This window comes from Meiothermus hypogaeus, assembly GCF_003574035.1.
Lineage (GTDB): Bacteria > Deinococcota > Deinococci > Deinococcales > Thermaceae > Meiothermus > Meiothermus hypogaeus.
This window is the reverse complement of record NZ_QWKY01000083.1, coordinates 1-12,814: the sequence shown is the minus strand read 5'-3', so window position 1 is coordinate 12,814 and position 12,814 is coordinate 1. Positions and strand designations below refer to the sequence as shown.

General features: G+C 63.1%; 12 protein-coding genes and 1 pseudogene. 9 read left to right on the top strand and 4 right to left on the bottom strand.

Going from position 1 to position 12,814, the window contains the following annotated elements:
* Positions 1 to 119: 119 nt before the first annotated feature.
* Entirely contained in the window at positions 120 to 335 is a 216-nt protein-coding gene (locus tag Mhypo_RS15095) for an AAA family ATPase (protein WP_051304278.1), read from the bottom strand.
* A gap of 165 nt (positions 336 to 500) precedes the next feature.
* Here Mhypo_RS15095 and Mhypo_RS15090 point away from each other — a divergent pair, with 165 nt between their 5' ends.
* The 4 genes from Mhypo_RS15090 to Mhypo_RS15075 all read left to right on the top strand — a co-directional run bounded on the left by Mhypo_RS15090 (position 501) and on the right by Mhypo_RS15075 (position 3,923).
* On the top strand, positions 501 to 710 hold the full coding sequence (locus Mhypo_RS15090; RefSeq protein WP_018466043.1) for a helix-turn-helix domain-containing protein: 210 nt from the start codon (positions 501 to 503) through the stop codon (positions 708 to 710).
* 25 nt (positions 711 to 735) lie between these two features.
* Entirely contained in the window at positions 736 to 1,173 is a 438-nt protein-coding gene (locus tag Mhypo_RS15085) for a DUF6883 domain-containing protein (protein WP_036197014.1), read from the top strand.
* Complete coding sequence (locus tag Mhypo_RS15080; RefSeq protein WP_027883466.1) at positions 1,170 to 1,400, top strand: DUF4926 domain-containing protein; 231 nt, start codon at positions 1,170 to 1,172, stop codon at positions 1,398 to 1,400. The genes Mhypo_RS15085 and Mhypo_RS15080 overlap by 4 nt, the downstream gene beginning before the upstream one ends.
* A 90-nt stretch (positions 1,401 to 1,490) precedes the next feature.
* Entirely contained in the window at positions 1,491 to 3,923 is a 2,433-nt protein-coding gene (locus tag Mhypo_RS15075; RefSeq protein WP_051349825.1) for a DEAD/DEAH box helicase family protein, read from the top strand.
* A gap of 30 nt (positions 3,924 to 3,953) precedes the next feature.
* Here Mhypo_RS15075 and Mhypo_RS15070 read toward each other — a convergent pair whose 3' ends face one another.
* Positions 3,954 to 5,195 (bottom strand): RNA-guided endonuclease InsQ/TnpB family protein, encoded by a 1,242-nt coding sequence (locus Mhypo_RS15070; protein WP_027887999.1) that lies wholly within the window; start codon positions 5,193 to 5,195, stop codon positions 3,954 to 3,956.
* Positions 5,196 to 5,317: 122 nt separating this feature from the next.
* Between Mhypo_RS15070 and Mhypo_RS15065 the strand changes: the two genes are divergently transcribed.
* From Mhypo_RS15065 to Mhypo_RS15050, 4 genes are read left to right on the top strand one after another with little or no spacing between them, the layout of a single operon-like run.
* Entirely contained in the window at positions 5,318 to 6,355 is a 1,038-nt protein-coding gene (locus Mhypo_RS15065; protein WP_206074936.1) for a PDDEXK nuclease domain-containing protein, read from the top strand.
* Positions 6,336 to 7,568 (top strand): restriction endonuclease subunit S, encoded by a 1,233-nt coding sequence (locus tag Mhypo_RS15060; RefSeq protein WP_119342100.1) that lies wholly within the window; start codon positions 6,336 to 6,338, stop codon positions 7,566 to 7,568. Before Mhypo_RS15065 ends, Mhypo_RS15060 begins: the two co-directional genes overlap by 20 nt.
* Positions 7,568 to 9,103, top strand: a complete 1,536-nt coding sequence (locus Mhypo_RS15055; RefSeq protein WP_119342099.1) for a class I SAM-dependent DNA methyltransferase — start codon at positions 7,568 to 7,570, stop codon at positions 9,101 to 9,103. The genes Mhypo_RS15060 and Mhypo_RS15055 overlap by 1 nt, the downstream gene beginning before the upstream one ends.
* 28 nt (positions 9,104 to 9,131) lie before the next feature.
* Positions 9,132 to 11,234 (top strand): ATP-dependent nuclease, encoded by a 2,103-nt coding sequence (locus tag Mhypo_RS15050; RefSeq protein ID WP_119342098.1) that lies wholly within the window; start codon positions 9,132 to 9,134, stop codon positions 11,232 to 11,234.
* Between the two features lie 36 nt (positions 11,235 to 11,270).
* Here the strand turns inward: Mhypo_RS15050 and Mhypo_RS15045 are convergent.
* Together Mhypo_RS15045 and Mhypo_RS15040 are read right to left on the bottom strand one after the other, a co-directional pair.
* A pseudogene (locus tag Mhypo_RS15045) lies at positions 11,271 to 11,753 on the bottom strand (tyrosine-type recombinase/integrase); the annotation flags it as partial.
* Between the two features lie 22 nt (positions 11,754 to 11,775).
* Positions 11,776 to 11,988: a hypothetical protein gene (locus Mhypo_RS15040; protein ID WP_119342097.1), complete on the bottom strand. Its 213-nt coding sequence runs from the start codon at positions 11,986 to 11,988 to the stop codon at positions 11,776 to 11,778.
* A gap of 235 nt (positions 11,989 to 12,223) precedes the next feature.
* On the opposite strand from Mhypo_RS15040, the gene Mhypo_RS15035 reads away from it, so the two are divergent.
* A partial coding sequence (locus Mhypo_RS15035; RefSeq protein WP_476738597.1) for an AcrVA2 family anti-CRISPR protein occupies positions 12,224 to 12,814 on the top strand: 591 nt, incomplete at its 3' end.

Genomic DNA, 12,814 nt, shown 5'->3' with positions numbered 1-12,814 from the left:
CCCCCCCTTCCCCTCCTCGAGGCCGCCGCCCGCCGGCTTTACCGGCTGCCCCTGGCGGGGGCCGCGCCGGCGCTGGCCCCGCTGAGCGCGCTGTGCCCCGTGGTGGCCTGGGGGGACCCCTACCTCAGCCCCCGGAAGAGGTCCTTGAGGAAGGCCCCGAAGGGCGCGAGCTTGTCGCACCAGACCACCGCGCTCCAGGCCTCGAGGGCGGGGCGCACCTCCTCGAGCAGGGCGCTCTTGCCGTAGCCCGGCGGGGCCGCCAGCACCACCCCGCGCCCGGCGCGCACCGAAAGGAGGAGTGCACGCCCTTCCTGCTGTCTGCCCACGAACGCCATTGGTACCTCCATTCCATCGCTTGCCGCATCACTGGTTTGCTGATCTACTGCGTTACTGAACGCAGTATTTCCTGTACTCAGTATTTACTGAAATCAGTAGTTACTGCAATCAGCAATTACTGACCTCAGCTTGCCCCTGTTTGCCCGGTTGGGTAAGATGCGCCCGTGGGGCTCTACTACACCGTGGAGGAGCTGGCCCGGACCCTCAAGGTCAGCGAGGAGGCCATCCGCAAGCGCCTGCGAGGGGGCGAGATCCGGGGCGTGCGGGTAGGGCGAACCTGGCGGGTGCCCCGCGAGGAGGCCGCCCGGCTGCTGGGCGGGAAGGAGGCCCTCGAGGCCTTCGACCGCATGAAGGAGAAGGAGGCCAAGCCGTGAGGACGGCCGCCTCCGGGGGAAAGCGGTGAACCCCCTGGCCGGGATGGAGCTGGAGGTGCCCTTGCGGAAGCTCACCGACTACCTGCTCTCCCCCACCCACCCCGTGGGCCGGCACAAGGCCCGGTTCTTCGCGGCGCTGGGCTTCACCGCCGAGAACCCCCTGGACCTGGCGGAGGCCCTCAAGCTCCAGGCCCGCGTGACCCCTGAGGTGCAGGAGGAGGCCACCCCCTTCGGCCTCAAGTGGGCCGCTCGGGGGAAGCTCCTGAGTACCGGCATCGCCGGGCCGCCGGAGCGGCTTCACTTGGGTCCACGGGGCAGCGCCCGCGTGGTGAGCGTGTGGGTCGGGGAGGGCTGCGGGGGGGCGGAGCCGCGCACCCGTGGGCAGATTCCCGTTGGGACCGCTACGCGGTACGCCCGGGCGCGGCTGGTCACGGCCTATCCCGCGGAGGGAGGAAGAGGATGATCCGCGAGCTGGACAGCGTGGTGCTCCGGGTGGACAAGCCGGAACTCGGCCTCGAGGCCGGGGATGTGGGCACGGTGGTGCACGTCTGGGGGGAGGGTGAGGGCTACGAGGTGGAGTTCGCCACCCTCACCGGCCACACCCTGGGGGTGCTCACCCTCGCCCCCGAGGAAGTGCGGGCGGTGGAGGAGGGCGACCTGCTCCACGTACGCCGGGCGGAGGTCGCGTGAGGTATTGCGAGCGTTACTAGCACAGCTCAATTCCGACACAGAGCTACAGCAGGCAATCCAGAAGCGCCTCGGTAAATAAAGCTGCCAACTATGTTTCCGCCCGACTCCGACTACCGCGACGAGCGCTTATCCGAGTCCGACACCCGCTCGAAGCTCATCGATCCCGCGCTACGCCTGCGCGGGTGGACCGAAGCCCACATCCGCCGGGAGGAGACCGCGGGGGCGATCGACATCGTGGACGGCCGGGGCAAACGCCGCCGGGGCCGGACCGACTACACCCTCCGCGTGCGGGTGACGCCGGACGCCCAGCCCGTCGCGGTGGCCCTGCTGGAGGCGAAGAAGAACCAGCTTCCCCCCGACCACGGCCTCGAGCAGGCCCGGCTCTACGCCGACTCCAAACGGCTGAACGTGCCCTTCGTGTTCTCGTCCAACGGGTACTTCTGGGTCATGTTCGACCGGAGCACCGGCCTGACCTCCGATCCTCGTCCCATGAGCGAGTTCCCCACCCCGGAGGAGCTCCGGGCGCGCTACGAGGCCATGATGGGCTTCCGTCTGGACAGCCCGGCGGCCCGCCCCCTTCTGGTGCGGTATCCGGGGGGAGAAGGCACCCGGCGCTACTACCAGGATGCCGCCATCCGCGCCACCTTGGAGAAGCTGGCCAGGGACGCCACCCAGGAGAAGCCGGGCCGGGCCTTGCTCACCCTGGCGACCGGAGCAGGGAAGACCTTCATCGCCGTGCAGCTTCTGAAGCGCGTCGCCGACGCAGGACAACTGCGCCGGGCACTGTTCATCTGCGACCGGGACGAGCTGCGGCAGCAGGCCCTCGCCGCCTTCACCAACGTCTTCGGGACCGATGCCGCCGAGGTCAAACGCAACCCCGACGGCAGCAACCACGCCAAGAACGCTCGCATCCACATCGCGACCTACCAGACCCTGGATGTAGGCAACGAGGACGGTACGGCCAACTTCTTGCTCGAGCACTACCCCGAGAACTACTTCAGCCACATCATCATCGACGAGTGCCACCGCAGCGCCTGGGGCAAGTGGAGCCAAGTGCTCCTGAGGAACCCGGACGCGGTGCAGATCGGCCTGACCGCCACCCCCCGGCAGCTCAAGCTCCCGGAGAAGACCGCAGGGGCCCTCGAGGACGAGGCCATCACCGCCGACAACATCCGCCACTTCGGGGAGCCGGTCTACGAGTACGACCTCGCACAGGGCATCGAGGACGGCTATCTGGCCGCCTGCGAGGTGGTGCGGGCCCAGGTGGACATCGACGAGACCGGGCTGAGCATCGATCAGATCCTGGCGCTCAAACCCGTGGACGCCATCACCGGCCGGCCCTTAAGCCGCGAGGAGCTGGAGGAGCTTTACGAGAAGACCAGCTTCGAGGACCGCATCATGCTCCCCGACCGGGTCAAGGCCATGTGCGCCGACCTCTTCCAGCGGCTGCTGGAGACCGGGGGGCCAGAGCAGAAGACGGTGATCTTCTGCGTGCGCGACGCCCACGCCCAGGCCGTGGCCCGGGAGATGGGCAACCTCTACGCCGAATGGTGCCGGGAGAACGGCCAGGCCCCCAAGGAGTACTACGCCTTCAAGTGCACCGCGGCCAGCGGGGGCAACGACCAGTTGGCCGACCTCCGGGGCTCTAGCAACAGCCATTTCGTCGCTACCACCGTGGACCTCCTGACCACCGGGGTGGACGTGCCCTGCCTGAGGAACGTGGTCTTCTTCCGTTACGTGCAAAGCCCTATCTCCTTCTACCAGATGGTGGGCCGGGGGACCCGGATCGACCTCGCCAGTGACAAGCTGATGTTCCGGGTCTACGACTACACCGACGCCAGCCGGCTGTTCGGCGAGGCCTTCCTGACCCGCTACACGCGGCCTGAGGGCTCCAAGGAGGGGGAACCTGGGGATGAGGAAGGCCCTGGCCCCGATAACCCGCAGCCTCCGCCACAGCCCATCCCCCAGGTGGAGGGGGTCAGTGTGCTGGTCCGGCCCGCCGGGCGGCTGGTGGTGGCCCAGGTGGACGGGCAGGAAAAGCTCATCCCTGTCGAGGAGTACAAGGAGCGCCTCTCGGAGCGGCTGGTCCAGGCCGCCCCCGACCTTGAGCACTTCCGGCGGGCCTGGGTCCACCCCGACGAGCGCCGGCAGTTGGTGGACCATCTGGTGCGCTCGGGCTACAGCCCCAAGGTGGTGCAGGTGGTGGAGGAGATGACCGATTACGACCTCTACGACGTGCTCGCCGCGCTGGGCTACGGCATGAACCCCCTGACCCGCCTTCAGCGGGCCGGGGCGTTCAGCTACAAGCACCGGGACTGGATGGGAACCATGCCCCGGCGCACCGCCGCCACCGTGCTGGCCATCGCCAACCAGTTCAGCCGCTCCGGCACCGAGGCCCTGGAGAGCCCGCAGATCTTCAACGTGCCCGAGGTGGTGCGGGCCGGGGGGCTGCCGGCCCTGAAGGAGCTAGGGGAGCCACGTGAGGTGCTGCGCCAGACCAAGGAGAGGATGTTCGAGGCCTGACATCCTCCCCGTTCTGAAGAACGGGGGCTCCTACACGGAGCTTTCAAGGTTGGAGTCTGCATGGACCGAAGCCCACACCTTTACTCCATCCAGCCGCTCCCCAGCGGGAGCAGCCTGACCTGCGCCGCACCGTGGCGCGGCGCTCGGTCGGGCCGTGTCAGGCGGCCCTTGGCGCAGCAGTCCAGCCGCTACGCCAGCGATGTTGAGGGAAGCTACCACGTCGGCGTTGCCCTGGTAGCCGCAGGCCACACACCGGAAGTCGGCCTGCGTGGTTCGGTTGGCTCGGGTGGCATGACCGCACTTCGGGCAGGTGCGGCTGGTCTTGCGGGGGTCAACGAAGATAACCCGCACCCCCGCCCTCTCAGCCTTGTACAGCACGAAGTCGGCCAGTTGCCTGAAGGCCCAGCTCGCCACCATGCGGTTGAAGCGTTTGCTGCCCCGTATCCTGTCGCGTATCCCGTCCAGCTTCTCGAAAGCCAGTACCGGATTGGGGTACCGGGCCGCGAGGTCTACGAGCCCTCGGCTGACCTTGTGGTTGAGGTCGGTCATCCAGCGCCGCTCCTTGCCCTTCATGGCCCGCACCCGGTCAAGGCGACGGTGGCGCTGGTAGCGGCGGCGGAGGGAGGCGTAGCCTTCGCGTGTATGGCGAATGGCTTTCCCGTTGGCGATAAAGACGCCGTTGGGATGCTTGGCTGTCGCCAACCGAACAATGCCCAGGTCTACTCCGATAACGGTCTCGCCGTTGCCGTCACGGACGGTTGGAGTATTGGGCATTTTGAGGGGCAGCATGACGAACCACTCATCACCCCGCCTGAACAGCCGGGCATCACCACGGACGTACTGCAACCTGTCCCGCCAATGCTGCGGGACACAAAGGGGGAGCCAGATGTAAACACCTTGCACCCCGGTCGAAAGCCGAAGGGCGGTTCCAACCACCTTGTAGGCGTTAGTCCCCAGCCCAATCCCCTGGCTACGCACCGCCGTAGGCTTCCCCGCCTGCTGCTTGCTCTTGCGCAGCCCGAAGTGGCTCCTCGCGAGCTGTACGGCCTGGTTGACCGCCATGCGGCAGTAGTCGGAGGGCAGGCCCAGGGCGCGAATGGAGGCGTAGGTGGCGGTGTGTATCTTCGCCCGGCTGCTCGTAGCCATGCCCAGCGCAGCGTCAAGCCCGAGCTGCGTCCCCTGGCGGAAGAGTTCGGCGGTCCGGTCGAGCCAGGCCCGCTTGGCCCTGCCGGGGGGGCGCAGCTTGAGCACGACGGTTTCTGCCCTGGGCATGAAACCAGTGTACCAGGAGCCATGTTTTGGAGGAAGTACCGCTCTGCGAGCGGCTTTCGTTTCCTCTCCGCGTCGCCTCGCCGTGGCGAGGCGAGATGCGGAGCATCCACGAAAGGAGTTCTGTGAGCGAGCTCTTACCCCAGGACTACCCCGCCTTCTTGCAGAGCCTCAAGGAGCGCATCCGGCAGGCCCAGACCCGCGCAGCTTTGGCGGTGAGCCGGGAGCTGATGGGGCTCTACTGGCAGATCGGGCACGACCTCGAGGCCGCCGTGCGCCAGGGGCGCTGGGGCGAGAAGGTCGTCGAGCGGGTGGCCGGCGACCTCAAGCGGGAATTCCCGGGCGTGGAGGGCTTCTCCAAGCGCAACCTCGAGCGCATGCGGGCCTTCTACCAGGCCTACCCGGACGAGGGGCAGTTTGCGGCACAGCCTGTGTCGCAATTGCCCTGGGGGCACAACCTGGTGCTTTTGCAGAAGCTCAAAGACCCCGCCCAGCGGCTGTGGTACGCCGAACAGGCCCTGCTGAACGGCTGGAGCCGGGCTATCCTAGAAATGCAGGTCGAGAGTGGGCTCTACCACCGCCAGGGCCGGGCTCTGACCAACTTCGCCCAGACCCTGCCCCCGCCCGGTTCCGACCTGGCCCAGCAGGTGCTCAAAGACCCCTACAACTTCGACTTCCTGACCCTGCACAAAGAGGCCAACGAGCGGCACCTCGAGCGCGCCCTGTTGGAGCACCTACAGCGGTTCATGCTCGAGCTGGGGGTGGGCTTCGCTTTCGTGGGCAGCCAGTACCCCCTAGAAGTAGATGGCCAGGACTACTACCTCGACCTGCTGTTTTATCACCTCAAGCTGCGCTGCTACGTGGTAATCGACCTCAAGATGACCGAGTTCAAGCCCGAGTACGCGGGCAAGATGAACTTCTACCTCTCGGCGGTGGATGACCTGCTGCGCCACCCCACCGACGGCCCCACCTTGGGCCTGATCCTGTGCAAGAGCAAGCGCAGGCTCACCGTGGAATACGCGCTGCGCGACCTAAGCAAGCCCCTGGGCGTGAGCAGCTTCCAACTGGCTGAGGCCCTGCCCAAGGAGCTCGAGGCCGCCCTACCGAGCGTGGAGCAGCTCGAGGCCGAGCTAAGGAGCGACGATGAGCAGTCCGACAACTGAAGCCCCAAAACCCGAAACCCGCCCTAAGCTGCCCGAGGGGTGGCGGTGGGTGAGGCTGGGGGAGATAAGCGAGGTAATTGCAGGACAATCCCCACCTAGTGCAACCTATAGGAAAGCCCCTGAAGGACTTCCCTTTTTTCAGGGAAAAGCTGACTTTGGGGAAAGGCATCCTGTAGCCACGGTCTGGTGCACGTCTCCGAAAAAGACTGCTGAAGCGGGAGACATCCTTATCTCTGTACGTGCGCCTGTGGGGCCAACGAACATTGCAGATCAAAGGTGTTGTATTGGGAGAGGCTTAGCCGCAATACGAGTAGGGGGCTTGGCAGATCGAGATTTCATTCTTTGGGCCATTAGACGTTTTGAAGCAGAAATAGCCAAAAGGGGCAGTGGAAGCACTTTTGATTCTCTACCCGTGGATGAACTAAGGAATTTTCCTATCCCCCTACCTCCCCTCGAGACCCAACGCCGCATCGCCGCCATCCTCACCGAGCAGATGGGGGCGGTGGAAAAGGCCCGCAAGGCGGCTGAAGAAGGGCTCGAGGCAGCCCGGAAACTTCCAGAGGCATGCCTGCGCTCGGCATTCCCTACAGTGCCGATCACAGTAAATACCGCCCCTGCTCCTAAGGGATGGCGCTGGACCCTCCTCACCGACTTCGCTCGGTTAGAGAGCGGACATACCCCTAGCCGTCGCCGTGAAGAGTGGTGGGGCGGGGATATTCCCTGGATATCTCTTTCAGATATACGCGCTCTGGATGGGAAAACCGCGATTCAGACCCGCGAGTACACCAACCCGGAGGGAATTGCAAACTCTTCGGCCCGCGTCCTGCCTGCTGGAACCGTGGTGCTCTCCCGCACCGCATCAGTGGGGTTTGTTACCGTCATGGGGCGACCTATGGCAACCAGTCAGGACTTCGTGAACTGGGTATGCGGCCCAGAATTGGAGCCTTGGTATCTGGCCTATGCGCTTATGGCCTCTAGGGAGTACATCCGCTCGCTTGGTAGCGGTGCAGTGCACCAAACCGTGTATGTCCCAGTCGTACAGCGGTTCAGGTTGCTTCACCCCGACCTCGAGATGCAACGGCGGATTATTGCCACTCTTAATGACCAGCTCGCTCATACTAAGCACCTGGTGTGTGGCCTAGAAGCCCAGCTCGAGGCCATCCGCGCCCTACCCGCCGCCATCCTACGCCGCGCGTTCTCAGGAGAACTCTGATGCCCAGCAAGAACGGCTCAAACGGTACGCCCCGCTTCACCACCCAATCCAGCCTCAGCGCCTACGTGTGGAGCATCTGCGACATCCTGCGCCGCTCCAACTGCGCCGGGGCCTTGCAGTACGTCCCCGAGCTGACCTGGATCCTGTTCTTGCGCGTTCTGGACGACCTGGAGACCCTGGAGGCCGAGCAGAGCCAGGCGGTGGGGGCGGCCTTCACCCCCAGCCTCGAGGCCCCCTACCGCTGGCAGGACTGGGCCGCCCCTGATGGCTGGAAGCGCCGCGAGCTGGAGGAAGGAGCCTTGGGCGCTTTCTTCGGCTTCGTCAACGGCGAATTGCTGCCCTATCTAAGGGGCTTGCGTGACCAGCCTAACGCCACCGCCCGGCAGAAGGTGATCAGCGAGATCATGTCCGGCGTCGATCGGGTACGGGTGGACACCGAGCGCAATTTCCTGGACGTGCTGGACAAGGTTCACCTTATCAACTCGCAAACGGTGGACAGCACCCACCTCTTCGCCCTCTCCCAGGTCTACGAAGGGCTCCTCTTGAAGATGGGGGAGAAGGGCAACGACGGGGGCCAGTTCTTCACCCCCCGTCAGGTGATTAAGGCCATGGTGCAGGCCATTGACCCGGGCCCCGCGGACACCATCTATGACCCCTGTGCCGGCACCGGCGGCTTCCTGGCCACGGCCTACGAGTACGTGCTGCAGAAGCTGGGGGACGACGCCACGCCGGAGCAGCTCGAGGCCCTCAAAACCCGGAGGCTTTACGGGCGCGAGAAGGAAAACCTGATCTACCCGATCGCCCTGGCTAACCTGGTGCTCCACGGCATCGACAAGCCTAACCTGTGGCACGGCAACACCCTTACCGGCCAGGAGATCTACGGGGGATTGTGGGAGGGAGCCCCGGCGCAGTTCGACGTGATCCTCACCAACCCCCCCTTCGGCGGTAAAGAAGGCAAGGTAGCCCAGGCGCGCTTCGCCTATAAGACCAGCGCGACCCAGGTGCTCTTCCTTCAGCACGTGATCGACTCCCTCAAGAGCGGAGGCCGTTGCGCCATCGTGCTCGACGAGGGCGTGTCCTTCCGGCAGGAAACTGCCTTCGTGCAGACCAAACGCAAGCTCTTGAACGAGGCTGACGTCTGGTGCATCCTCTCGCTACCCCCGGGCACCTTTGTCAACGCCGGGGCCGGCGTGAAGACCAACATCTTCTTCTTCACCAAGGGGCGGCCCACCGAGCGCATCTGGTACTACGACCTGTCGGGGGTGAAGGTGGGGAAGAAAAGCCCGCTGACCCTCGAGCACTTCGAGGAGTTCTTCCGCCTGCTGCCCACCCGCGCCGACTCCGAGCGGAGCTGGACGGTGGGCCGGGCTGAGCTCGAGGCCAGGAACTATGACCTCAAGGCCGTGAACCCCCACGCCAGGCCCGAAACCGACACGCGGAGTGTGGAGGAGCTGCTCGAGGTAATTAAGCAGAGTGAAAGAGCTATCGCCGATGCCCTGGAGGCGTTACATGGTCTAACCAGAACCAAGATTTAATCAGTAATGTTTTACTCTATGGTGGACCATGTTCATCGATAGGCTGATCGTTCGAGGATACCGGAGCCTTTACTATACCGATCTACCGCTAAAGCCGGGAAAGAACATCCTGGTAGGAAAGAACAACGCTGGAAAAAGCAATATAGTTGATGCGCTGAACATCGTGCTTGGTGAGCGATATCCAACATACGTTGATATCGAGCCCGACGACTTTTACACCGACTCACGAGGAGAAAGAGAAAGCGAGTTCTGGGTGCTTTGTAGCATCAAGGGCAATGATTGGGATCGTCGCGCCATCCATTCGCTCTCCCGCCTGTATCGAACCACTGCGAGATTTACAGGAAATCCTTTGCAGTTCGATAGCGATGGTATTCTTACCATCGAAGAGAACCGAGTCTTCTTTGATCCGGGGGATTTAAGAAGCGGCACTGAAAAAGAAACTTTGTGGGCCTCACAACTTCCAGTCCTTGTTAATGAGCTCGAAAAAGCCGATTTCATGGCTTTCATATTCAGAGTCACGAAAGATTTATCCAGCGATGAAGGCTATTCTAAAGACTTCCGCTTTATTTATCACTATAACGCAGATGGAAAAGGAGCATGGCATGTTGTTTGGGGCATCACAAACGAGTTTAGGCAGGCCTTTCTGACCAGTGCAGTTCTTCGAGCCTTCCGCGATCCAGGATCCGAGCTTCGCATCACAAACTGGAGCTGGTACGGCAAGCTGATCACAAAAACCTGGGAAAAGGCTAGGTCTAACAATCCAAAATTGGAAGAAAGGCTTTCATCTGCATTTTTAGAGGCTGAAGCCATAGGTAACGAGGTGTATAGTGGCTTCAGCAATCATCTAGAGCAAACAATTCGCATCGGATTTAGAGATACCCAGGTAACCTTCAAATTTGCTGATACATCGCCGTCAGACTTCCACAAGCGGGTTCAGGTTTACATCAACGATGGGCTAGACGCACCAATAATCCGTAAAGGGGCTGGTATCCAGAGTGCTGTTATCATTGGCCTTTTCTCCTACTATTGCCAGACTCACCACAGCAACACGTCTGTGCTGGTAGTAGAGGAGCCCGAGATTTTTCTACACCCTCATGCTCGCCGAGCCATCTCGAGAAGACTGGACCGATTTGTTACCCCTGAAGTTTTAGGGAAGGAAAATCAGGTCATCATCACAACCCATAGTGCCGAATATATCCAAGCTGGCGATGCAAGCTCAATAACTGTGGTAAGGAAGATCGATGGCCAAACACAGATCAAGAGCCTTGATCTGGCTGGGCTTGGGAGCAGCATAAAGCAGCGTATGCTTCGTGCCGCCAGCGGGGATATGTTCTTCGCAGACCGGGTAATTCTGTGCGAAGGTGCTGAGGCATATCTGATTCCTCGAGTGGCAGAAAAGTTGGCGGGTAGTAACGGCGTACTGGACGAACATAATATCTCGGTAATCCGAGTAGATGGCAAAGGTTCATTTAAAAGTTATACGGATGCTCTTGAGGCCCTAGGAATTCCTTGGCTCATCCTTGCTGATTTTGACTTTTTCCTTAAGGGACTCGGTGATTTCCTCCCTAATAAAGACCCTCTCAGAGACATTTACTCCCGTCTTGCGCAGAAGATCCGGGCCATACAATCAGAAATCTCCGCCAAGCTGAAGGGGGTAGAGAAGACACTGAAGGATAAAACATCGAATCAACGAAAGGCTTTTATTCAGGCTATGCAGTTGTTTAGGGAAAACCCTAGTGAGTCAAACCGTGAAATGGTTTTCAATCTATGGGACGAGATCATCACTAACTCTACAGGGAAGATCGACATGGAGGTCCTTAATGGCCAACCAGACCTAAAGAATCGATTGCTAAGCTTCCTAGAGGAGCTTTTCAACAAAAAGAATATATGGATCCTTCGCCGTGGCGAGCTTGAGGACTATGCCACAGGTTCTAGAGGAATTGAGCTCTTTGCAGGAGAAAAGATACGTGATTCGAGCCTACTAGAGGTGTGCCTTGATCCAAATAAAGACTTGTCAGAATTCCTCGATCTTGATGAATTCGAAAGGTTCTTGGGCACTATTGTCCCTCTTGATACTTCAATAGAGCCGAGCAGAGACACGTTACCCCTTGATGAGGATTTGCCTTTCTAGCAAGCAACCTACAGAGGAGACAGATCTATTCCTCTTTTACCCCAACACATCCGGCAGGGCCCTAGCGGCCTCCTCGAGCCGCTTCCGGCTCACGTGCACGTAGATCTGGGTGGTGGCAATAGAGGCATGCCCCAGCAGCTCCTTCACCTCGTCGATCCCCCGCCCCGCCTCCATCAGCGCCGAGGCGTAAGAGTGGCGCAGCTTGTGGGGGGTGAGCTTGGCCCACTCCTTGAGGCCGGCCTTCTTGGCCACCCGCTTGAGCATGGCCTGCACCGTGCGCGCCGGGAAGGGCTGCCCCTTGCGAGCCCCCGAGGTGTAGCTCCAGAGGTGGGGGCTGGTGGGGTGGCCCTCGAGGTTGCGGTGCTTGAGCCACTGGAAGAGCGCCCGCTGGGCGGTGGGAGAGAGCACCACCACCCGCTCCTTGTTGCCCTTGCCCAGCACCCGCACGGCGTGGGGGATGCCGTCCTGGTAGGTCACGTCCTTGTAGGTCAGGCTCAAGGCCTCCGACAGCCGCAGCCCGGTGCCGTAGAGGCGGGCGGGGTCAGCACGGCTGGTCGCGGCGGTGGATCAGGTCGCCGTACAGCTGGCGCAGGTCGAATTGCTGCTCGAGGCTGAAGCGGTCAAAAAGGTCCCCAGGCTCCTCCCCCATGGCCTTCAGCAGCCCGTCGGCCGCCTGGGGGGTCTTGATCGCCTCGCCCATGAGGGCCATCAGCTCCTCGTAGGAGAACTCGCGCAGGCGCTTGGGGGAGGGCATGGCCCCATCCTAACCCGCGCTCCCGCGGGCAGCTATCGGCCGATCCCGGCGCCGGGCCGGGCGGCCGGTGCAGCGGTGTGGCGGGTGCGCGGCTCCCGGGCGCCCCCGTGCGCTAGACTGGCGGGGTTCCGAAGCGGGACAAGCCCGGGCGCAGCCAGAGACTCCCTTGGGTGCCCTGCGCCCGGGCCCTTCTGTTGCCGGCCCCGCGGCAGAGTCCGGGTATCCTGAAGGGCGGATGCCGCCGGAACTCCGCTCCCTGCTCCGCCTCGAGGCCCTCCGCCGCCCCGGCGGCCCGGGTCCGCTCGAGGCCGCCCTGCTGGAGGGCTGGGCGCTCTCCCAGACGGTCTACCGCTTCGACCCCGACGCCTATGAGCACCTGCAGGGCTCGTGCTTCGAGGGCATGGTCCCGCTGGCGCCGCTGGCGCGGCTGCCCGAGCCCTCGCTGTACGTGGCCTTCCCCAGGCCCCGCCCCACCGGTTTGGGCCTGGCCCACGGCTTCTTCGCCCGCCTCGAGGCCGGCACCCTGTGGCTGCTGCACGACCTGAGCGACTGGGGGGACCTCGAGCTGCAGGCCTTCCCTCTGGACGGCGAGGCCGAGGCGGCCGTGAGGCCCTACCGCGCGGAGGTGCTGAGGAGGGCGTACCTGAGCTTCGTGGCCTCGCTCGCCCCGGACCTTTCGGCGGCGGACATCGATTTCGATCCCTGGGAGGCCGACGCCGCCGGGGCCGCCCTCAGCCTGCTGCTCTACCGGGTGGCCGCGCCCGGGGACGCGGCGGAGGCGCCGGCCCCGCCGGGCGGGGAGGGGCTGCGGCTGTGGGAGGTAGGG